The 20558-nt window shown below is 70.6% G+C and carries 20 protein-coding genes; 10 read left to right on the plus strand and 10 right to left on the minus strand.

Features of this window, described 5'->3' with window-relative positions:
- Position 1: 1 nt before the first annotated feature.
- The 6 genes from glmU to AVW09_RS06170 all read left to right on the plus strand — a co-directional run bounded on the left by glmU (position 2) and on the right by AVW09_RS06170 (position 6150).
- Positions 2-1450 carry a bifunctional UDP-N-acetylglucosamine diphosphorylase/glucosamine-1-phosphate N-acetyltransferase GlmU gene (gene glmU / locus AVW09_RS06140; RefSeq protein WP_063257199.1) on the plus strand — a complete coding sequence of 483 codons (1449 nt, stop codon included), beginning with the start codon at positions 2-4 and terminating at the stop codon, positions 1448-1450.
- Positions 1440-2474, plus strand: coding sequence for a ribose-phosphate diphosphokinase (locus AVW09_RS06145; protein ID WP_063257200.1), 1035 nt, complete (start codon positions 1440-1442; stop codon positions 2472-2474). Before glmU ends, AVW09_RS06145 begins: the two co-directional genes overlap by 11 nt.
- Positions 2475-2586: 112 nt before the next feature.
- Positions 2587-3069: an FMN-binding protein gene (locus AVW09_RS06150; RefSeq protein ID WP_063257710.1), complete on the plus strand. Its 483-nt coding sequence runs from the start codon at positions 2587-2589 to the stop codon at positions 3067-3069.
- Between the two features lie 4 nt (positions 3070-3073).
- Positions 3074-3949: an FAD:protein FMN transferase gene (locus AVW09_RS06155; protein WP_063257201.1), complete on the plus strand. Its 876-nt coding sequence runs from the start codon at positions 3074-3076 to the stop codon at positions 3947-3949.
- Entirely contained in the window at positions 3949-5502 is a 1554-nt protein-coding gene (locus tag AVW09_RS06160; protein WP_063257203.1) for an FAD-dependent oxidoreductase, read from the plus strand. The genes AVW09_RS06155 and AVW09_RS06160 overlap by 1 nt, the downstream gene beginning before the upstream one ends.
- 450 nt (positions 5503-5952) lie before the next feature.
- Positions 5953-6150 (plus strand): hypothetical protein, encoded by a 198-nt coding sequence (locus tag AVW09_RS06170; protein WP_063257207.1) that lies wholly within the window; start codon positions 5953-5955, stop codon positions 6148-6150.
- Positions 6151-6176: 26 nt separating this feature from the next.
- On the opposite strand, the gene AVW09_RS06175 is transcribed toward AVW09_RS06170, so the two are convergent.
- The 6 genes from AVW09_RS06175 to AVW09_RS06200 all read right to left on the minus strand — a co-directional run bounded on the left by AVW09_RS06175 (position 6177) and on the right by AVW09_RS06200 (position 12545).
- The gene (locus tag AVW09_RS06175; protein WP_197462591.1) at positions 6177-7601 is read right to left on the minus strand and encodes a HAMP domain-containing sensor histidine kinase; all 1425 of its coding nucleotides are present in this window, start codon (positions 7599-7601) and stop codon (positions 6177-6179) included.
- A 107-nt stretch (positions 7602-7708) separates the two neighbouring features.
- A complete protein-coding gene (locus AVW09_RS06180) occupies positions 7709-8443 on the minus strand; it encodes a response regulator transcription factor (protein ID WP_063257211.1) in 735 nt (244 codons plus the stop codon).
- Between the two features lie 22 nt (positions 8444-8465).
- Positions 8466-8927, minus strand: coding sequence for a VanZ family protein (locus AVW09_RS06185; protein WP_442922741.1), 462 nt, complete (start codon positions 8925-8927; stop codon positions 8466-8468).
- A complete protein-coding gene (gene gndA / locus AVW09_RS06190; protein ID WP_156495982.1) occupies positions 8924-10495 on the minus strand; it encodes an NADP-dependent phosphogluconate dehydrogenase in 1572 nt (523 codons plus the stop codon). The genes AVW09_RS06185 and gndA overlap by 4 nt, the downstream gene beginning before the upstream one ends.
- Before the next feature lie 108 nt (positions 10496-10603).
- Positions 10604-11119 (minus strand): gluconokinase, encoded by a 516-nt coding sequence (locus tag AVW09_RS06195; RefSeq protein ID WP_063257216.1) that lies wholly within the window; start codon positions 11117-11119, stop codon positions 10604-10606.
- 19 nt (positions 11120-11138) lie between these two features.
- Entirely contained in the window at positions 11139-12545 is a 1407-nt protein-coding gene (locus tag AVW09_RS06200; protein WP_063257218.1) for a GntP family permease, read from the minus strand.
- A 126-nt stretch (positions 12546-12671) separates the two neighbouring features.
- On the opposite strand from AVW09_RS06200, the gene AVW09_RS06205 reads away from it, so the two are divergent.
- Complete coding sequence (locus tag AVW09_RS06205; protein WP_063257219.1) at positions 12672-13382, plus strand: FadR/GntR family transcriptional regulator; 711 nt, start codon at positions 12672-12674, stop codon at positions 13380-13382.
- Positions 13383-13424: 42 nt separating this feature from the next.
- On the opposite strand, the gene AVW09_RS18325 is transcribed toward AVW09_RS06205, so the two are convergent.
- Positions 13425-13550 (minus strand): hypothetical protein, encoded by a 126-nt coding sequence (locus AVW09_RS18325; protein WP_269454550.1) that lies wholly within the window; start codon positions 13548-13550, stop codon positions 13425-13427.
- A gap of 284 nt (positions 13551-13834) precedes the next feature.
- Here AVW09_RS18325 and AVW09_RS06210 point away from each other — a divergent pair, with 284 nt between their 5' ends.
- Positions 13835-14473, plus strand: coding sequence for a 50S ribosomal protein L25/general stress protein Ctc (locus AVW09_RS06210; RefSeq protein WP_063257221.1), 639 nt, complete (start codon positions 13835-13837; stop codon positions 14471-14473).
- Positions 14474-14577: 104 nt separating this feature from the next.
- On the plus strand, positions 14578-15159 hold the full coding sequence (gene pth / locus AVW09_RS06215; protein WP_063257223.1) for an aminoacyl-tRNA hydrolase: 582 nt from the start codon (positions 14578-14580) through the stop codon (positions 15157-15159).
- Positions 15160-15203: 44 nt separating this feature from the next.
- Here pth and AVW09_RS06220 read toward each other — a convergent pair whose 3' ends face one another.
- The 3 genes from AVW09_RS06220 to AVW09_RS06230 form a co-directional block, all read right to left on the minus strand.
- Entirely contained in the window at positions 15204-15491 is a 288-nt protein-coding gene (locus AVW09_RS06220; protein WP_063257225.1) for a hypothetical protein, read from the minus strand.
- A 209-nt stretch (positions 15492-15700) separates the two neighbouring features.
- Positions 15701-16234 (minus strand): hypothetical protein, encoded by a 534-nt coding sequence (locus AVW09_RS06225; RefSeq protein WP_063257226.1) that lies wholly within the window; start codon positions 16232-16234, stop codon positions 15701-15703.
- 110 nt (positions 16235-16344) lie between these two features.
- On the minus strand, positions 16345-16815 hold the full coding sequence (locus tag AVW09_RS06230; RefSeq protein WP_063257228.1) for a hypothetical protein: 471 nt from the start codon (positions 16813-16815) through the stop codon (positions 16345-16347).
- Positions 16816-16953: 138 nt separating this feature from the next.
- Between AVW09_RS06230 and mfd the strand changes: the two genes are divergently transcribed.
- Positions 16954-20541, plus strand: coding sequence for a transcription-repair coupling factor (gene mfd / locus AVW09_RS06235; RefSeq protein WP_197462575.1), 3588 nt, complete (start codon positions 16954-16956; stop codon positions 20539-20541).
- The last annotated feature ends 17 nt before the right edge of the window (positions 20542-20558 follow it).

Here is a 20558-nt window from a genome sequence, read left to right on the forward strand (position 1 = left end):
CATGACCTCATCGACCGAGCTCGCCGTCGTCGTCCTGGCTGCGGGGCAGGGCACCCGCATGCGATCCCGCATCCCCAAGATCCTGCACGCGGTGGGCGGTCGCCCTCTCGTCGGACACGTGCTCGACACCGCGGCATCCCTCGATCCCTCCCGCATCGTGGTGGTCGTGCGCCACGAGCGCGACCTCGTGGCCGAGACGATCACCGAGCTCGCACCGGGCGTCGTGATCGTCGATCAGGACGAGGTCCCCGGTACGGGGCGGGCGGTCGAGGCGGCCCTCGGCGCGCTCGAAGACTTCGCGGGCGACGTGCTAGTGCTGAGCGGCGACGTTCCGCTGCTCGAGTCGCACACGCTCGCCGAGCTCGTCGCGACGCACCGCTCCGGCGGCTCGGCCGTCACCCTGCTCACCGCCCGCGTCGATGAGCCGCACGGCTACGGTCGGGTGATCCGTGACGAGGTCGCCGCCGTGCACCGCATCGTGGAGCAGAAGGATGCCACGGCCGACGAGGCCGCGGTCACCGAGATCAACGTGGGCGTCTACGTCTTCCGTGCGGCGCCGCTGCGCGAGCACCTCGCCCGCGTGGGCACCTCGAACGCGCAGGGCGAGAAGTACCTCACCGACGTCGTCGCGCTGCTGCGCGAGGCCGAGCTCGGGGTCGCGGCATCCGTCACTTCCGACGCCGCCGCGGCGCTCGGCGTGAACGACCGCATCCAGCTGTCCGAGGCCGGGCGCACGCTCAACGCCCGGACGGTGCAGCACTGGCAGCGCGAGGGCGTCACAGTCGTCGACCCGGCGACGACGTGGATCGACGTGACCGCGGTGCTCGCACCGGACGTGACCCTCCTGCCGAACACGCACGTGCGCGGCGCGACCGTGATCGCGGCCGGCGCGACGATCGGCCCCGACACGAGCCTCGTGGACTGCGAAGTGGGCGAGGACGCCACGATCACCCGCACCGACGCGACCCTCGCGGTCGTCGGACCCGGCGCCACCGTCGGACCCTTCGCGTATCTCCGGGCGAACGCGCGGGTCGGCGTGAACGGCAAGGTCGGCACCTTCGTCGAGGTGAAGAATTCCTCGATCGGCGAGGGCAGCAAGGTCCCGCACCTGTCGTACATCGGCGACACCGAGATCGGTCGCCACGTCAATCTCGGCGCGGGTGCCATCACCGCGAACTACGACGACATCACCAAGCACCGCACCGTGATCGGCGACGAGGTGCACAGCGGTTCGCACAACGTCTTCGTCGCGCCCGTTACGATTGGGGATGGCGCCAAGACCGGTGCCGGCGCGGTGATCCGTAAGGACGTTCCCGCCGGTGCGCTGGCACTCAGCGTTGCACCCCAGCGGAACATCGAGGGGTGGGTCGAGAAGAATCGACCGGGCACCGGCGCGGCGGACGTCGCCGCGCGGGCCCGGGGTGAACAGGAAGCGCGCGATGGCTCGTAAGAAGAACCGTGTAGATCTCGACCGCGACAACGACATCGCCCCCGGGCTCGTCGCCAAGACCAAGAAGCGTCTCGTCGTCGCCTCGGGTCGCTCGCACCCCGAACTCGCGAACGCGGTCGCCCGCCACCTGGGCACGGAGCTCGCCCCGACCGAGCACCGCACCTTCGCCTCGGGCGAGATCTATACGCGCTTCGAGGTCTCGATCCGCGGGTGCGACGTGTTCGTCGTGCAGTCGTTCGGTCCACCGGTGAACGAGTGGCTCATGGAGCTGCTCATCATGCTCGACGCCCTCAAGCGCGCCTCCGCCAAGCGCATCACCGTCGTCGCCCCCTACTTCCCGTATTCGCGCCAGGACAAGAAGGGCCGTGGCCGCGAGCCCATCAGCGCGCGCCTCGTCGCCGACCTGCTGAAGACGGCGGGTGCCGACCGCATCATGAGCGTCGACCTCCACGCCGCGCAGATTCAGGGCTTCTTCGACGGCCCCGTCGACCACCTGTTCGCCAAGCCCGTGCTGCTCGAGCACTTCGAGCAGGGACTCACCGGCGAGGATCGCGAGACGCTCACGGTCGTCTCGCCCGACATGGGGCGCGTCCGCGTCGCCGATACGTGGTCCGACAGCCTGGGCGCTCCGCTCGCGATCATCCACAAGCGTCGCGACCCGAAGGTGGCCAACCAGGTCTCGGTCCACGAGATCGTCGGTGACGTCGACGGACGCACGTGTCTGCTCGTCGACGACATGATCGACACCGGTGGCACGATCCAGAAGGCCGCCCAGGCCCTCAAGGCGAGCGGTGCCCGCAAGGTCATCGTCGCCGCGACCCACGCGATCTTCAGCGATCCCGCGACCGAGCGCCTGCAGGACCCCGCGATCGACGAGGTCGTCGTGACCGACACCGTGCCGCTGCCCCCGGAGCGTCGGTTCGACCGCCTCACGGTCCTCCCGATCGCCCCGCTGCTGGCGCGCGCGATCCGCGAGGTCTTCGAGGACGGCTCGGTCACGAGCATGTTCGGCGGCGACGCCTGAGATTCATCGCGGGCGCACAGGTTCGGTGAGGTCTGAACCAGGTCCGTTTCGAGATCGTGTGTTCATCGTGAGCATCCCCCGCTCCGCGAGGCACGACCGAAAGAGGACCCTCATGATCCGCACGACCGCCGTCCCCCGCCCCATCCGTGTCGGTACCGCCCTGCTGGGCGTCGCCGGCGTGGTCACGCTCGCCGGTTGCTCCGGCACGAACGCGGACGCCGCCGCTCCGGCGCCCGCGGCGTCGTCCGCGGCGAGCGCTCCGAGCACCGGTTCGAGCGGAGCTGCCGCGTCGAACGGCACGTACTCCGACGGGACCTACGAGGCCACGGGCCAGTACTCCACGCCCGAGAGCGTCGAGAAGGTCGACGTGACCCTCACGATCGCCGGAGACAAGGTCACCGACGTCACGGTGACGGGCGACCCGCAGGCCGCGGAGTCCCGCCGGTACCAGAGCGAGTTCATCGGCGGCATCAAGGACGAGGTCGTCGGCAAGTCGCTCGACGAGATCTCCGTGACCAAGGTCGCCGGCTCATCGCTCACGAGCGGCGGGTTCATGCAGGCCGTGAACGCGATCAAGTCCGAGGCGAAGGCCTGAGACGGTGACCTCGCCGACGACGACCGGCGCGGTCTGGACGTTCGACGCGATCGGCACGGCCTGGTCGATCGACACCGAGGAGCCGCTGTCGGCCACCGCCCGCGCCGCCGTCGCGACGGTCGTGAACGACTTCGACCGGGAATGGTCGCGCTTCCGCGACGACTCGCTCGTGACGGCTCTCGCGGAGGGCCACGTGGCATCCCTTCCCGCGCCCGACGACACGGATGCCATGCTGTCGCTGTACGACGAGCTCGACGTCGCGACGGGCGGGGCCGTGAATCCGCTCGTCGGTGACGCCCTGGGCCGACTCGGTTACGACGCGCGGCTGACTCTCGCGCCCTGGGGTGCGCCGGAACCCGTGCCCGACTGGCGCGACATCGTGACGTGGGGGAGTGGCATCCTGTCGCTGTCCCACCCGGCGACGCTCGACGTGGGCGCAGTGGGAAAGGGCCGGCTCGTCGATCGGGTGCTGCGGGAGGTGCAGCGGCATGTCGGCGGCGACGTCGTCGTCGACGGTTCGGGTGACCTCGCGGTCCGCGGGATGCCGGTGCGCGTGGGACTCGAGCACCCGTACGATCCCGCGCGGGCGATCGGGGTGGTCGAGGTCCGGGACGCCGCGCTGTGCGCATCGGCCGTGACGCGGCGCGCGTGGGGCGACGGCCTGCACCACGTCCTCGATGCGCGGACGGGTGCGCCTGTGCGGGCCTACGCCGCGACGTGGGCGATCGCCGACACGGCGATGCGCGCGGACGCCCTCGCGACGGCCCTGTTCTTCGACGGCGGCCCCGAACTCGCGGCGGCGTGGGGCGCCCCCTGGGTCCGCATGCGCACGGACGGCCGCGTGGAGTGGTCGCCCGGATTCGACGGGGAGATCTTCTGATGACCACCACCCTCACAGCTTCCTCCACCCGCGTGCGCGGGGTTCTCGGCCGCGTCTCGATGTATCGCCTGGTGCAGTCGTCGCTCGGTCTCCTGGCCGTGATCGCGCTCGGGCTCTCGTTCGCCGGGCTCGTGGTCCCCGACCCGCTCGAGATCCTCGCCAGCGCCGCGGTGCTCGTCGTCGCGTGCGCGGCGGCGGATCTCGCCGCGCAGAGTGTGCTCCGGATGCCGCGCCGCCTGGAGTCCTCGCTCATCACCGCCGCGATCCTCCTGTTCGTGCTGCGCCCGACGGTGGAGCCGCTGGGCCTGGTCGGGCTCGTCGTCGCCGGGGTCGTGGCATCCCTGTCGAAGTATCTGCTCGCGTGGCGCGGGCGCCACGTGCTGAACCCGGCGGCGACCGGCGCGGCGGTGCTCACGATCCTGAGCGTCGCGGTGCCCGATCTGGGCGGTTCGGCGTGGTGGGTGGGCTCGCCGTGGCTCGCCGGCCCCGTCCTCGTCCTGGGACTGCTGATCCTCGCGCGCACCGACCGGCTCGCGGTCGTCGCCGTGTTCTGGGTCGTGGCCGCGGTCGTCGCGTTCGTACGGACCACCGTGCAGTTCCAGTCCGCGGGGTTTCCCGTCGACGTGACGACGGTGATCCTGCAGGTGGCGTTCTCGTCGCCGTTCCTGTTCCTCGGCGCCTTCATGCTGTCCGAACCGCTGACCCTACCGCCGCGGCGCTGGCAGCAGTTCGTCGTCGCGGTCGTCGTCGGCGTGCTGGCCGGGTGGCCGATCGCGATCGGCGCGATCACCCTCGGTCAGGAGCGGGCCCTGCTCATCGGCAACCTCGTCGCGTTCCTGTTCTGCCTGCGCGCGGCCGTGCGGTTGCGCGTCGAGGGACGCCGCGACCTCACCCCGACGGTGCGTGAACTCACGTTCCGCGCCGAGCGGTCGTTCTCGTTCTCGCCCGGACAATACCTCGAACTCGATGTGCCGCACCGTCGGCCCGACGCGCGCGGAACCCGACGCGAGTTCTCGATTGCCTCCGCGCCCGAGGATCTTCCGACGGTCCGCATCGCGTTCAAGGACGGCTCGCAGTCGTCGTACAAGCGCGCCCTGGCCGAGGTTCCCGTCGGGGCGACGCTCGCGGTCACCGGCGTGTGGGGCGACTTCGTGCTGCCGTCGCGGCCGACCGCACCCGTACTGCTCATCGCCGCCGGCATCGGCGTGACGCCGTTCGTGTCGCAGCTCCGGCACCTCGCGGCGACCGGGCAGGACCGCGATGTCGTCCTCGTGTACGTCGTGTCCGAGGCGAGCGAGCTCGCCTTCCGCGACGACATCGCCGCCAGCGGCATCCCGGTGGTCGTGTTCTGTCGGGACGAGCCGAGCGATCTCCCGGCCGGGTGGGTGTGGGCCGGTCCCGACCGGGTGGATGCCGACGGGCTCCTGCGCGCGGTCCCCGACATCGCGCTGCGCACGGCCTACGTCTCCGGACCGCCGCGGCTCATCGCGGACCTGGCTCCGGCACTCTCCCGCGCCGCCTCGCTCACTACCGACGCGTTCGCGGGTTACTGACCTCGGGGTGGTGCGGGCGGGAGAGCGCAGACAGAGTGGATGCCGTGTTCTCCTTCTTTCCCCCGGACGAGCCCGCGAACGATGAGGCGATGGACGGGCGCGTCCCGGAACGCGTGCCGGCCTTCGAACCGCCGAGCGACGAGCTCGCGGTGCCTTTCGCGACTTCGACGATCGTCGGACGCGGTGACGACGTCGTCATCGTTCTCGCGGGCGCCCGGGTGCATTCGGACGGCGTCGAGTTCCTCATCGACCTGTACCTGCGACGGGGTGCGCGGGATGCGCGGCAATGGCAGCTGACCCAGATGGACTTCGCGGGCCATTGGGGGATGGCACTGCCGGGGCCCGATCGCCTGCGCTTCGGTCTCGCGCTCGGCAACGGCGAGCGCCTCTTCATCGACGACCGTTTCGAGGGGACCGGGTGGCGAGGAGCCGGGGAGTCACACGCTGCGGATGACGGTACACGGCGGCACCGGGGGCGAGGACCGCTTCACGGCGCACGACGGCCTGTGGCTGTGGCCTCTCCCACCCGAGGGGCCGCTCGAGCTGGTGGTGCAGTGGCCGGCGTTCGGAATCGCGGAGACGCGGGTCGTGCTCGACGGGACGGAACTCCGGTCGCTCGCCGGCGGCGTGCGGCCGATCTGGGACTGACGCCGGAGCACCGCGGAGGAATCGGCTCAGGCGGGGTCGCGGGGCTTCGCCGGGAGGCGCACCTCGAAGGTCGTGTCGCCGGGAGTGCTGCGGACCCCGATCGTGCCGCCGTGCGCCTCCACGATCGCCTTGGCGATCGACAGGCCGAGGCCGGTGCCGCCGGTCTTGCGGTCGCGGGAACGGTCGGCGCGCGCGAAGCGCTCGAACAGCTGCGCGGCGACGGACGGGTCGATGCCGGGGCCGTCGTCGTGCACGCGCAGGACGGCGTCGTCGCCCTCGCGCGTCACCGAGACCGTGACCTCCGTGCCGGCGGGCGTGTGCGTGCGGGCGTTGGCGAGCAGGTTGGCGACCACCTGATTCAGCCGTGAGACGTCGCCGGCGAGCTCGACCGGTTCGGCGTCGACGTCGATGGTCCACGAGTGGTCGGGACCCGCGGGGCGCGCGTCGCCGACGGCTTCGACCGCGAGCCGGGTCAGGTCGACCGTCCCGTAGACGAGTTCCTGTCCCTCGTCGAGACGCGCGAGCAGCAGCAGGTCCTCCACGAGGGTCGTCATCCGCAGCGACTGCGCCTGGATGCGCTCCAGCGACTGCTCGGTCGTCTCGACGGCCATCGCGATGCGCTGACGGCTCTCGTCGTCCTGCGCCTGCCGCATGGCCCGGAGCGACAGCTCGGAGAACCCTCGAATGGATGCCAGTGGCGTGCGCAGTTCGTGACTGGCATCCGCTACGAACCGGCGCATGAGGTCTTCGTTGCGCTGTCGGGCGCTCAGCGAAGCGTCGACGCGATCGAGCAGCGTGTTCAACGCGGCGCCGACCTGACCGATCTCCGTGTGCTCGTCGACCTGATCCTCGGGCACGCGTTCCTCGATCGACACGTCGCCCTGGTCCATGCGCAGGGAGGCGACGCGGGTCGCGGTGTCGGCGACGGAACGGAGCGGACGGAGTCCGAGCCGGATGATGATCGCGATGACGACCGCGAGCAGCAGGAGACCGCCCGCCGTCACCAGAGCGACGGTGGTGAGGATCGCGCCGATGGTGCCGGTGACCTGAGACAGCGGAAGGCCGACGAAGAAGTAGCTGTCGCTCCCGGGCGCGGGGAACGCGCGGACGAGGTACTCGCCCAGGCTGGGCAGCTCCACCGTCTTGGCGGAGGGGGCCGCCCCCCGCAGACTGTCGACGATGCGGGAGAGGTCCGCGGTGCTGAGCGCGCGCGCCCCGGCATCCTCGACGACGGCGCCCGTGACGCCCGTGCCCGGTGAACTCATCACGAGCAGGGTGCCCGAGTCGAACCGACCCGAGTTCAGCACGTCGTCGGCGGAGTTCTGGAAGACGATGCGGGGCTGGATCCCGGATGCCGCGTCGGTCACGGCGGCATCCAGGTTCGTGATCAACACCTGACTGAGGATCGCGCTCGTCGAGATGCCGATCATCACGAGGATGAACGCGACCATGCCGATGACCGCCGTCATCAAGCGCGCCTGGAGCGTCCACGGTCGCTTCAGACGAAATCGCAGACCGTCGCGCTGCGGCGCGGGAGAGGAGTCGGTGGGGGAGGCGCTCACTGAGGGGCTTTGATCATGTAGCCGACGCCGCGCACGGTGTGGATGAGCGGCTCGTGACCGGCGTCGATCTTCTTGCGGAGGTACGAGATGTACAGCTCGACGACGCTGGAGCGCCCGCCGAAGTCGTAGTTCCACACACGGTCGAGGATCTGCGCCTTCGACACGACGCGGCGCTGGTTGCGCATGAGGAAGCGGAGCAGTTCGAATTCGGTCGCCGTGAGCTCGATCTCGACGCCGCCGCGGATCACTTCGTGGCTGTCCTCGTTCAGCGACAGGTCGCCGACGCGGAGGATCGGCTCGGAGTCGCGCGTCAGAGCGGTACCGGCGCGGCGCATCAGACCGCGGAGCCGCGCGACGACCTCCTCCAGGCTGAAGGGCTTCGTGACGTAGTCGTCGCCGCCCGCGGTGAGACCCGCGACCCGGTCGGCGACGGCGTCCTTCGCGGTGAGGAACAGGACCGGAACGTCGTTGCCGGAGTGCCGGAGGCGCTGCAGCACGGCCATGCCGTCGAGGTCGGGCATCATGATGTCGAGCACCATGGCATCCGGTTCGAAATCCCGGGCGGCCTGCAGCGCGTCGAAACCGGAACCCGCCGTGCGGACGTCCCACCCCTCCATACGCAGAGCCATCGACAGCAGGTCGGTGAGCATCTGCTCGTCGTCGACGACGAGGACGCGCAGGGCGCTGCCGTCGGGGCGGGTGAAGGCGGGTGCGCTGGCGGTCGCGGTCATGGGACTCATTGTGCGCTCGTAGCTATGAGCTTTCTATGGCGAGGGCTATGCGCTCGCTGTGAGAACGGACAGCGCGCGCGATCAGCGCGCCGACGAGCACGCCCAGCGCCGCCCCGGCGGTGTTCGCGACGACGTCGCGCACGTCGGCCACACGGGTGGGGAGGAAGAGCAGCTGTGTCGTCTCGATCATGGCGCTGAGGGCCAGGCCGCCCAGGATGCCGTGCCACGGCCGCCCGCCCCAGGCGAGGACCAGAAGCCCCAGGGGGACGAACATCACGACGTTCGCGGAGAACTCGACGACGTCGAACGTCACCCAGGCCGTCGGCGGCCACGCGGCGAGGATCTCCAGGAATCGCCGGATGAACCCCGCCGTCTCGGCGTCGTAGGGGACGGGCCGCAGCGTCATCCACCACACGCCGAACGCGTACAGCGCCGAAGCGGCGACGAGCAGTGCCCGCCGCCGCTTCGTCCGGACGTCCGTCAGTGGGTGTCCTCGGCCTCGATCTCGGTGCGGTCGCCGGACCAAAGGGTGTGGAACGTGCCCTCCTTGTCGATGCGGCGGTACGTGTGCGCGCCGAAGAAGTCGCGCTGTCCCTGGATGAGGGCGGCCGGGAGGCGGTCGGCGCGGAGGCCGTCGTAGTACGCCAGCGACGAGCTGAACGCGGGGGCGGGAATGCCCGCGGCCGCGGCCAGCGCGACGATGTTGCGCCAGGCGTCCTGCGCGCGGCCGAGGGCCTCGACGAAGTACGGGGCGGTCAGCAGCACGGGCAGGTCGGCGGTGTCGTCGTAGGCCTCGGCGATGCGGTTGAGGAACTGCGCGCGGATGATGCAGCCGCCGCGCCAGATCTTCGACACCGCGCCCAGGTCGATGTTCCAGTCGTACTGCGCGGCACCGGCACGGATCTCGTCGAAGCCCTGCGAGTACGCGACGATCTTCGACGCGTACAGGGCCAGACGCACCTGCTCGATGAACGCGTCGGCGTCCTCGCCGGCGAGCAGATCGGTGCCCGACGGACCCGGGAGCTCGCGGGAGACGCTGCGCTGCTCGGGGTGGCTCGACAGCGACCGGGCGAAGGTCGCCTCCGCGATGCCGGAGACGGGCACGCCCAGGTCGAGGGCGGTCTGCACCGTCCACGCGCCGGTGCCCTTGGCGCCCGCCTGGTCGAGGATCACATCCACGAGCGGGGCGCCGGTCTCGGCATCCGTCTGTCGCAGGACCTCGGCGGTGATCTCGATGAGGTACGACTCCAGCTCGCCCCGGTTCCATTCGGCGAAAACATCCGCGATCTCAGCGGGGGTCTTGCCGGTGGCGCGGCGGATGAGGTCGTAGGCCTCGGCGATGAGCTGCATGTCGGCGTACTCGATGCCGTTGTGCACCATCTTCACGAAATGGCCGGCGCCGTCGTGGCCGACGTGCGTCACGCACGCCTCGCCCTCGGCGACAGCGGCGATCGAGGTGAGGATCGGTCCCAGCGTCTGCCACGACTCGTCCGAGCCGCCCGGCATGAGGGAGGGGCCATTGAGGGCGCCCTCCTCGCCGCCGGAGACGCCCATGCCGACGTAGTTGATTCCGGTGTCGCGGACGGCCTTCTCGCGGCGGATCGTGTCGGTGAACAGCGCGTTTCCGCCGTCGACGATGATGTCGCCCGGCTCGAACACCTTCACCAGTTCGTCGATGACGAAGTCGGTCGCCCGGCCCGCCTTGACCATGATGATCGCGGTGCGGGGCTTCGACAGGGAGGCCGCGAAGTCCTCGTACGAGAACGACGCCACGAACTCCGCCTCGGGGTGCTCGGCGACGAGGTGTTCGGTCTTGTCGGCGCTGCGGTTGAACACCGCGACCGTGTTGCCCTCGCGGCTGGCGAGGTTCCGCGCGAGGTTCGAGCCCATGACGGCCAGCCCCACGACACCGATGTTGGCGGTGCCGTCGCCCTCGCCCCGGCCGCGGGAGCCGGCCTCGGTGGTGGGACGTTCCACCTCCTCGATGCCGGGCGCACCCTCGTGCACCTGAGCGGCCTCGTGCGGTGCCTGATTCTGATCGGTCGACGTCATTCGTTGCTCCGTGTTCACGTGCGAAGGGAGGGGTGGCGGACGAGAGTCACGTGCCCCCGCCACTTTATCGGCTCGCTGCGACACCGATCCGGCGTCCGCGCGGACCGCTCAGGCGGTGGGGGAGAGGTTCAGTCGCGCGATGACCTCGTCGACCTGTTCCTGCGGCGTGAGGTCGAGGTCGATGTGGATCGCCCGCTCATCGGCATCCGGGATCTCCAGGGTGTCGAACTGCGAGGTGAGGAGCGCGGGCGGCATGAAGTGCCCCTGGCGGCGCAGGAGACGCTCGCGCACGAGGGTCGGGTCGCCCAGCAGCAGGACGAAGGTCACCCCGTCGCGCCGCAGCACGTCACGGTAGCTGCGCTTGAGCGCGGAGCAGGTGATGACGCCGGGGCGTCCCGCCGCGATCTCGCCGTCGATCCACGCGGCGACGCGGTCGAGCCACGGCCAGCGGTCGTCGTCGGTGAGGGCGTGCCCGGCCGCCATCTTCGCGACGTTGGCGGCCGGGTGGAGGTCGTCGCCCTCCTGGAAGTCCCAGCCGAGGCGACCGGCGAGCATGCCGGCGACCGTCGACTTTCCGGTTCCGGCCGGTCCCATGAACACCAGGACGGGGGCGGGGGAGGTCATATCGGGGTCCTTCCGGTTCTCAGACGAACACACTGATCGCGAGCACACCGGCCAGACCCGTGACGGAGATCAGGCATTCCAACAGCGTCCAGGTCTTCAGCGTCTGCGGGATGCTCAGACCGAAGTATTCCTTGATGAGCCAGAAGCCGGCGTCGTTGACGTGGCTGAAGAACACCGACCCGGCACCGATCGCGAGCACGAGGAGGGCCGTCATCGGAGCGTCGAGCGACTCGGTGAGGGGCTGGAGGATGCCGGCGGCGGTGATCGTCGCGACGGTCGCCGAACCGGTCGCGACGCGGATCACCACGGCGACGAGCCACGCCAGCAGAAGCACGGAGACGCTGGAGCCGGCGACGAGGTCCGCGATCACCTTGCCGATGCCGGTGTCGACGAGCACCTGCTTGAAGCCGCCGCCCGCGCCCACGATGAGGAGGATGCCGGCGATGGGGCCGAGGGAAGAGCCGACGACGCCGGTGAGACGCGCACGGTCGAAGCCCGCGCCGCGGCCGAGCACGACGAAGCCGACCAGCACGGCGAGGAGCAGCGCGATGACCGGAAGGCCGAGGAAGTCGATGACGACCTTCCACACGTCGGTGGATCCCGGGGCCAGGATGTCGGCGAGCGCCTTGAGGAGCATCAGCACGACGGGGAGCAGGATGCTCGCGAGCGTCGCACCGAACGAGGGGCGGCGGACGGGGGCCTCGCCCTTCTCCTCCGCCGAGACGAACAGGTCGGGCACGGGAACCGGCGCCCACCGCGCCGCGATCGGCGCGAACAGGGGTCCGGCGATGATGACGGCCGGGATCGCGACGATGACGCCGAACGCGAGCGTGAGGCCGAGGTTGGCATCCAGTGCATCGATCGCGGCGAGCGGGCCGGGGTGCGGCGGGACGAGGCCGTGCATGGCGGAGAGACCCGCGAGGGTGGGGATCGCGATCTTCATCAGCGAGGCGCCGGAGCGGCGGGCGACCAGGATGATGACGGGCACCAGCAGCACGAGCCCGACCTCGAAGAACATCGGGAGACCGATGATGGCGCCGATCAGGCCCATGATCCACGGCAGGCTCCGCGGCGTCGCCCGCGCGACGAGCGTGTCGACGATGCGGTCGGCTCCGCCCGAGTCGGCCAGCAGCTTCCCGTAGATCGCTCCGAGCGCGATCAGGATGCCGACTCCGCCCATCGTCGAGCCGAAGCCGCCGGTGAAGCTCGTGACGGCTGTGCCGATCGGCATCCCCGCCACGACACCCGTGGTGAAGGCGCCGATGGTCAGCGCGAGGAAGGGGTGGAGTTTGCCCCACGTGATGAGCACCACGATCAGGGCGATGCCGATCAGGGCGGCGGTGACCAACTGCCCGGCCGGAGCGGCGGGGGCGGTGGACTCGCTCGCGGCGAGTACGAGGGCGGTGGGGAGGAGATGTGTGGCCATGAGCGTCCTTGGTCCGGCGGCGGCGGCGATGCCGATTCGTATTTGTCGTACATAAAAACATAGATCGGTCGTTTATGCACGACGAATATTTGCAACGATTGTCGTGACGTCTGGCATCATCGATGCATGACGACCGCTGGTCCCGGCGCGGGGACACTGCACGACGCTCTCGTCACGCGCATCGGCGCGGACATCGTCCAGGGCCGTCTGCCCGCGGGATCACGCTTGGTGACGGGCGACCTCGCCGAGGGGTCCTCGCGCGGTGCCGGGCGCGAGGCGGTCCGGGTGCTCGAGGCGCTCGGCCTCGTGAGCGTGCGCCGCAAAGCCGGTGTCGTCGTCCGTCCGGCCACCGACTGGAACGTCTTCGCGCCGGAGATCATCGAGTGGCGGCTCGGCGGCCCCGCGCGGGGCGCGCAACTGCGCGAACTCAGCGAGCTGCGCAGCGGCATCGAACCGCTCGCGGCGCGGGGCGCGGCGACGTCGGCCACCGCGGCGCAGCGCGAGGAACTGGTGGCGTCCGTCCTCGAGATGGCCCGCACCGAGGGTGCCGCCGACGAAGCGGACTACCTCGCCGCGGACGTGCGGTTCCACCGGACGCTGCTCGTCGCCTCGGGCAACAGCATGTTCGCGGCCCTCGGCGACGTGGTCGAGGCCGTGCTCACCGGCCGGACGCGGCACGAACTCATGCCGCACGACGCCAACCCGCACGCGGTGCGGTGGCACCAGGATGTCGCCTTCGCGATCGCCGCGGGTCGCGCGGAGGAGGCGGCGCAGGCGATGCGGCTCATCGTCCGTGAAGCCGGGGATGCCATGGCATCCGCGATCTCCGACGGCTGAGGGGCGCGGTCGGTCCGGGGTCGGAAACCCTCGGGACGCGCGTCAGTGCTTCTTGTATCCCGCGTTGCGGCCCATGGAGAAGAGGGCGCCGACGGTGCCGACGAGTCCGATGGCCGCGATGCCGCCGATGACCCAGAGCACGACGTGGGAGAAGAAGCCGCTGTCCATGGTGATCCTCCGGGTAGATGGGGTTTCCATCGTACCGTCGCGTCGTCGCCGCCGATGACACGGGCGGGTCGTGCGAAGGACGACGCGCTGGTAGACTTCCGGGGAACTTCGGCGAGGGATGCGTCGTCGTGCGCCCGACGGGTGCGCGTGGCATCCGTGATCGACGCGGTGATGCAGGCTTCCGGCTTTCCTCACGCGCTCGCGTTCGAGTCGAATCCAGACCACATACGCGCGGACATGATCCGCTCACAAGCTGCGGGACCTGTGCCCGCGAGGAGAACAACATGTCGGAAGACAACAAGGTCGTGGCCGAGCTGCGCGAGAACTTCGGCAAGGGCTTCGCCCGCCGTCTGCGCGCCGCCGGCAAGATCCCTGCCGTCATCTACGGTCACGGCACGGAGCCGCAGCACGTCGCGCTGCCCGGCCACCAGGTGTCGCTGCTCATCCGCCGCGCCAACGCGCTGCTCGACCTCGACATCAACGGCAAGAGCCAGCTCGCGCTCGTCAAGGACGTGCAGAAGGACCCGGTGCGCCAGATCGTCGAGCACATCGACCTCCTCGTCGTCCGCAAGGGCGAGAAGGTCGCCGTCGACGTCCCCGTCGTCGTCACCGGTGAGCCCTTCCCCGGCACCGTGGCCATGCTCGACAACGCCACCGTCTCGCTCGAGGTCGAGGCCACGCACATCCCGCAGAACGTCGAGGTCTCGGTCGAGGGTCTCGAGGACGGCACGCAGATCACCGCCGCCGACCTCACGCTGCCCTCCGGCGCCACGCTCGTGACCGAGCCCGAGACGCTGATCGTCGCCGTCTCGGTGCCGCTCGACACCCTCGCCGCGGAAGAGGAGATCGCCGAGGCCGACGCCGAGATCGCCGAGGAGCAGTCCGAGGAGTCCGAGGCTGCGGCCGAGGCCGAAGAGAACTGATCTCGACGGGCCGCGCGAGCGGTCCGTGATCGACGAGGGGGCGTGCTTCACGCCCCCTCGTCGTCGTACCGGGGTCCGCGCACGGACCCGGAAGGATGGATGCCATGGCGGACACCTGGCTGATCGTCGGTCTCGGCAACCCGGGATCGCGGTACGAGGCGACCCGGCACAACGTCGGGCAAATGGTCGTCGATGAGCTGGCCGGTCGTCGTCGCGAGGCGTTCCGTGCGCACAAGGCGAATGCTCGGGTCGTGGAGACGTGGTTGCGTCCGGGTGCGGCGAAGCTCGTGCTCGCCAAGCCCAACAGCTTCATGAACGTCTCGGGCGGTCCGGTGTCGGGGCTCGCGAGGTTCTACGACGTCGAACCCGATCACGTCGTCGTCGTCCACGACGAGCTCGACATCCCGTTCGACGCGATCAAGCTCAAGACCGGGGGAGGCCACGGCGGGCACAACGGCGTCCGTGACGTCGCGAAGGCCCTCGGGACTCCGGACTTCCCTCGCGTGCGGGTGGGCATCGGTCGCCCCGTCGGACGCCAGGATCCCGCGGACTGGGTTCTCGACCCCTTCGGTGCGAAGGAGCGCGAGACGCTGCCGATCCTCGTGTCGGACGCCGCCGATGCGGTCGAGACCCTCGTCGAGGACGGTCTTCTCGCCGCCCAGCAGCGCTTCCACGCGCCGCGCTGAGCCCGCGTGGTGCGGCCTCACGGCTGTACCACCGCACCCGTCCCTCACCGCCCGGCTCCCGAGTCCCGGGCGCGCATCGCCCGTGACAGCGTGACGGTCCCGAAGATCGCCGCGGCGACGCCGCTCAGGCAGCCGCCGAGACAGCAGAAATCGCCGACCGCGGCGACCGCGGGGTCGTCGTCCCGCAGCGTCATTTCGCCGATCGCGAGAAGCGCCGCGCTGATCGAGCCGTAGACGAGGAACGGGACGAGTCGAGACGGGCGCGGGTGTGTCCCCTCGTCGGTCGCGCCGGCGTCGGAGGCGGGGGTATCCGTCGATCGTGACTGGGGCATCGGTGTCCTCTCCTGCGGCGAGCGGCCGTGAGGCCTCCGGCGAGGCTAGGCGGGATGCTCCGATGCGCGCGGAGGAGAGTGCGGGATCTGTGGATGAATCCGTGTGATCCCGGCCTGTGGAGGAGGGGTGGCGCGCGGTCATCGCCGGGTGCAGGGCCCGGGCGCGCAGAAAGGCCCCGACCGAAGTCGAGGCCTTTCGTGGTCCGTGCTCAGGAGATGTACGGCGCTGCGCCGACGCCCACTCCGACGGTGAGGAAGATCAGGACGATACCGCCGCCGATCACCGCGAGCACGATCGCCGCGATTCCCCAACCGCGACCGCGATTCTTGACCGTGGCGACGATGCCCTGGATGAAACCCCACAGGGCGAATGCGCCCCAGACGAGGAAAGCCGCGATGGTGAGGAGGCCTGCGGCGATTCCCATCTGCTGGACAGACGGAGGGACGCTGTCGTAGTCGAGGGTCCCGGTGCCGGTGGAGTAGTCGGCGTACTGCGTCAGGCCGCCGGTCTGCATTCCCCCGATGGTCGCGAGGATAGAACCGATGATGATGCCGACGAGCGCGGCGACGAAGGCGATGAGGCCGAGCCGGCTCGAGCCCTTGGGGCGCGCGGCGGGGGCGCCGTACGCAGCGGGCGGGGCGCTGTAGCCGGCCTGCGGCGCGGTGTATCCGCTCTGGGCCGCTTCGGCGCGCGTGGCCGGCGGCGGGTTGTACGGCTCGGGGGGCGGCGGTGTGCTGGTCACGGTGTGCTCCTCTGATCGACGAGGACGAGGACGTCCTGGTGCCGTCAGTTTATGGAGTCGCCGTAAGTTCGCCACGAGGATCGACACGTCCTTGACGAAAGCGGTAATGCTCAGGCAAGGGACCCGGCGGACGCGGCCGCCCCGGCGGCGAGGGCGACGAACACCAGCAGTCCGAACACGAACGGCCCGAACGCCGACACCAGGATGGCGGCGATCCCGGTTCCGCGTCCCAGGTTCCGCGCGGTCGCCACGATGCCGATGACGAACGCGGCGATTCCGAGCGCCGTCCCCGACCAGAATGCGATCTCGCCGAGCAGGACGAAATCCCGCACGGGCGACAGTACGCGCCAGTCGAACGTCTGCCCGCCGCGGGCGACGAACTCGGCCCCGGCGCCGCGGGCGACGATGAACGCGGCGAACCCGGCGACCACCGAGGCCAGCACTCCCGCGAGGAGGGCGAGCACGAGGCCGATCGCCCCCAGCGGCCGGGGGCGGGATGCCGTGGGCGGCGGCGTCAGCAGCGTTCCGACCGGGGGCGCCGCGTGCGGGGCGGCGAATTCGGGCGAACCGGGCGAGGTCATGACCTCACTGTACGACCCGCGAGCCGGGGGCGCCGAAGCTTCCGCGCGGGGCGATCTCCGGCCGCGACGGCCCCGTTCGCGCGCCCGTGTCCACAGCTCCCGGAGCCCGTGTCCGCGCCCCCGCGTAGGATGTGTCGAGTGACAGTTCCCGGGATCGTTCGCGCCCTCGAGCAGGCTGAGTCGTACCGGGAGGCCGCTGCCGCGGCATCCTCCGATCTGTCTCTCTCCGTCGTCGACGGGCTCGACGCGCCCGTCATCGCGGGTCTCCTCGAGCGTCGGCGTACGGGCGGCGCGCCCGGTGCCGTTCTGGTGATCGCGCCGACCGGTCGTCGCGCCGAGTCGCTCGGCCCCGCCCTGGATGCCGTGCTCCCGGGCGCGCACGTTCTGCACTTCCCGGCGTGGGAGACGCTGCCGCACGAGCGTCTGAGCCCCAGCCCCGAGACCGTCGGCCGCCGCCTCGACGTCCTGCGCCGGATCGCCGCGTGGGACGGCTCGGTTCCGCTCGTCGTCACCGCCTCGGTGCGCAGTGCCCTCCAGCCGCTCGCGCCGGGCCTCGGCGACGTCGAGCCGGTCGAGTTGCGCGTCGGTGGTCGCGGGCACGAGCTCGAGACGGTGACCACGCGTCTCGTCGAACTGGCGTATCACCGCGTCGACATGGTGTCCCGCCGCGGCGAGTTCGCGGTGCGCGGTGGCATCCTGGACGTCTTCCCGCCGGTCGCCGACCACCCGTACCGGATCGAGTTCTTCGGTGACGAGGTCGACCAGATCCGCGCGTTCTCCGTGGCCGATCAGCGTTCGCTGCCCGGCGAGGTGTCCGACGTCTCGCTGGTCCCCAGCCGCGAGCTGCTGCTGACCCCCGCCGTCCGCGAGCGCGCCGCCGAGCTGCGCGACGGCTACCCGGGTCTCCGGCAGTTGCTCGAGAAGATGGCCGAGGGGATTCCGGCGGAGGGCATGGAGTCGCTCATCCCGGTGCTCGTCGACGACCTCGTGACGCTCGTCGATTACCTGCCCGGTGGCAGTGCCGTCGCGCTCGTCGACCCCGAGCGGTCGCTCGCCCGCGCCACGACGCTCGGCGACACCAACCGCGAGTTCCTCGAGGCCGCGTGGTCGGCGGCCACCGCCGGAGCAGACACCCCCGTCGATCTGGGCGCGGGCGACTTCGTCACGCTCGACGACCTGAGAGAAATCGCCGGGGGCCGTGGCGGCGTGTGGTGGCGACTGAGCGCGTTCGACTCCGGAGCGGCGGATGCCGAGGCCGAGGGCCTCGTGGTGGGCGACGACTCGGCGCACCGGGTGAAGGCCGACCCCGTTCCGTCCTTCCAGGGCAACGTCGATGGCGCGACGGCACACGTCGGGGAGCTGCTCGCGGACGGGTGGGCCGTCGTGGTGACGGCATCCGGTCCGGGTCTCGTCGACCGCGCGCGCGACGTGCTCGCCGAACGCGGGATCGCGGCGCGCAAGGTCGATGACGTCCGCACGCCGCCCGAGCCGGGCGTGGCGCACGTCGTGTGCGCCTCGCTGGAGCGCGGGTTCGAGCTGACCGAGGTCAAGTTCGCCGTCATCACCGAGACGGAGTTCTACGGGCGCTCGGTCGGGAACGACAACCGCGGCGCGAAGAAGCTCGCGTCACGTCGGCGCAACGTCGTCGATCCGCTGCAGCTCAAGCCCGGCGACGTGGTCGTGCACGCGACGCACGGCATCGGCAAGTTCCTCGAGCTCACGCGCCGCGAGGTCTCCAGCGGCGGCCGCAACGCAGTGAAGACGACGAAGGAGTACCTGGTCCTGGAGTACGCGCCGTCCAAGCGCGGCTACCCGGGCGACAAGCTCTTCGTGCCCACCGATCAGCTCGACCTGCTGTCGAAGTACGTCGGCGGCGAGGCGCCCGTGCTGTCGAAGATGGGCGGGAGTGACTGGGCCGCGGCCAAGGGGCGCGCGCGCAAGGCGGTGCGCGACATCGCGGTCGAGCTGGTCAAGCTCTACTCGGCGCGCATGGCGGCGAAGGGGTACGCGTTCGGCCCGGACACGCCGTGGCAGCGGGAGCTGGAAGAGGCGTTCCCGTTCGCCGAGACGCAGGACCAGCTGCAGACGATCGACGAGATCAAGGCCGACATGGAGAAGCCGATCCCGATGGACCGGCTGCTCTCCGGCGACGTCGGGTTCGGCAAGACCGAGGTCGCCGTGCGCGCCGCGTTCAAGGCGATCCAGGATGGCAAGCAGGTCGCCATGCTCGTGCCGACCACCCTGCTGGTGAAGCAGCACCTCGAGACCTTCGCGGAGCGCTTCGCCGGCTTCCCCGTGACGGTGCGTCCGCTCTCGCGCTTCCAGACCGACAAGGAGGCGAAGGCCACGCTCGCGGGGCTCACCGACGGCACGGTCGACATGGTCATCGGCACGCACCGGATCCTCACCGAGAAGGTCATCTTCAAAGACCTGGGCCTCATGATCATCGACGAGGAGCAGCGATTCGGCGTCGAGCACAAGGACGCGCTGAAGAAGCTCAAGACCAACGTCGACATCCTCGCCATGAGCGCGACGCCCATCCCGCGCACGCTCGAGATGGCGGTCACCGGCATCCGCGAGATGTCGACGCTCGCGACGCCGCCGGAGGATCGGCATCCGATTCTGTCGTATGTCGGCCCGCGCAACGACAAGCAGATCGCCGCTGCGATCCGGCGCGAGCTGCTGCGTGAGGGCCAGGTGTTCTACGTGCACAACCGGGTCTCGTCGATCCAGCGGGTCGCCGCGCACCTCGCCGAGCTCGTGCCCGAGGCCCGGATCGTCGTCGCGCACGGGCAGATGGGGGAGCACGCGCTCGAGCAGGTCGTCGACGACTTCTGGGAGCGTCGCGCCGACGTCCTCGTGTCGACCACGATCATCGAGACCGGCCTCGACATCGCCAACGCCAACACGATCATCATCGACCGGGCCGACAAATACGGCCTGTCGCAGCTGCACCAGCTGCGCGGCCGCGTGGGCCGCGGCCGCGAGCGCGCGTACGCGTACTTCCTGTACGACGAGATGAAGCCGCTGTCGGAGACCGCAGCCGACCGCCTCGAGACGATCGCCGTCAACAACGACCTCGGCAGCGGCATGCAGGTCGCTCTGAAAGACCTCGAGCTGCGCGGCGCGGGAAATCTGCTGGGGGCGGAGCAGGCCGGACACATCGCCGGCGTCGGGTTCGACCTGTACCTGCGCATGATCGGCGAGGCCGTCGCGACCTTCCGCGGAGAGGACACCGAGGGGCCCACCGAGCTGCGCCTCGAACTCCCCGTCGATGCGCGTCTGCCCGAGACGTACATCGACAGCGAGCGGCTGCGCCTCGAGGCCTACCAGAAGCTGTCGGCCGCGGCATCCGCCACCGCCAAGGACGACGCGATCGACCTCGTGATCGAGGAACTCCGCGACCGCTACGGCGAGCCGCCCGCGGAGGTCGAGGGCCTGATCGCGGTCGCGCGTCTGCGGCGTCGCGCCGCGCAGGCCGGTCTCGCGGACGTCGTGGCCATGGGCTCGAACCTCCGCATCGCCCCGGCGCACCTCGCCGACTCGATGCGCGTGCGTCTGCAGCGGCTATATCCGAAGGCGAAGCTCGTCGCGAACGGGGATGCCATGGTCGTCCCGCTCCCGCCGGATGCCGACGACGCGAACCTCATCGCCTGGGTGCGGCAGCTGCTCGACGCGCTGTGGCCGTTGCCGGCCGAGAAGGCGACCGAGACCGCGACGGCCTGAGCGGGACTACGCTGGCG

The organism is Microbacterium sp. T32, from assembly GCF_001619615.1.
Classification (GTDB): Bacteria; Actinomycetota; Actinomycetes; order Actinomycetales; family Microbacteriaceae; genus Microbacterium.

Bases quoted from the DNA above. Each gene is read 5' to 3' on its own strand.
- AVW09_RS06195 (WP_063257216.1), bottom strand. From the start codon at position 11,119: ATGACCTCCCCCGCCCCCGTCCTGGTGTTCATGGGACCGGCCGGAACC.
- AVW09_RS06210 (WP_063257221.1), top strand. From the start codon at position 13,835: ATGTCGGAAGACAACAAGGTCGTGGCCGAGCTGCGCGAGAACTTCGGC.
- AVW09_RS06230 (WP_063257228.1), bottom strand. From the start codon at position 16,815: ATGACCTCGCCCGGTTCGCCCGAATTCGCCGCCCCGCACGCGGCGCCC.
- glmU (WP_063257199.1), top strand. From the start codon at position 2: ATGACCTCATCGACCGAGCTCGCCGTCGTCGTCCTGGCTGCGGGGCAG.
- AVW09_RS06175 (WP_197462591.1), bottom strand. From the start codon at position 7,601: ATGGTCGCGTTCATCCTCGTGATGATCGGCATCTCGACGAGCGCGATC.
- AVW09_RS06150 (WP_063257710.1), top strand. From the start codon at position 2,587: ATGATCCGCACGACCGCCGTCCCCCGCCCCATCCGTGTCGGTACCGCC.
- AVW09_RS06160 (WP_063257203.1), top strand. From the start codon at position 3,949: ATGACCACCACCCTCACAGCTTCCTCCACCCGCGTGCGCGGGGTTCTC.
- AVW09_RS06200 (WP_063257218.1), bottom strand. From the start codon at position 12,545: ATGGCCACACATCTCCTCCCCACCGCCCTCGTACTCGCCGCGAGCGAG.
- AVW09_RS06145 (WP_063257200.1), top strand. From the start codon at position 1,440: ATGGCTCGTAAGAAGAACCGTGTAGATCTCGACCGCGACAACGACATC.
- AVW09_RS06180 (WP_063257211.1), bottom strand. From the start codon at position 8,443: ATGACCGCGACCGCCAGCGCACCCGCCTTCACCCGCCCCGACGGCAGC.
- pth (WP_063257223.1), top strand. From the start codon at position 14,578: ATGGCGGACACCTGGCTGATCGTCGGTCTCGGCAACCCGGGATCGCGG.
- AVW09_RS06170 (WP_063257207.1), top strand. From the start codon at position 5,953: ATGACGGTACACGGCGGCACCGGGGGCGAGGACCGCTTCACGGCGCAC.
- gndA (WP_156495982.1), bottom strand. From the start codon at position 10,495: ATGACGTCGACCGATCAGAATCAGGCACCGCACGAGGCCGCTCAGGTG.
- AVW09_RS06220 (WP_063257225.1), bottom strand. From the start codon at position 15,491: ATGCCCCAGTCACGATCGACGGATACCCCCGCCTCCGACGCCGGCGCG.
- AVW09_RS18325 (WP_269454550.1), bottom strand. From the start codon at position 13,550: ATGGACAGCGGCTTCTTCTCCCACGTCGTGCTCTGGGTCATCGGCGGC.
- AVW09_RS06205 (WP_063257219.1), top strand. From the start codon at position 12,672: ATGACGACCGCTGGTCCCGGCGCGGGGACACTGCACGACGCTCTCGTC.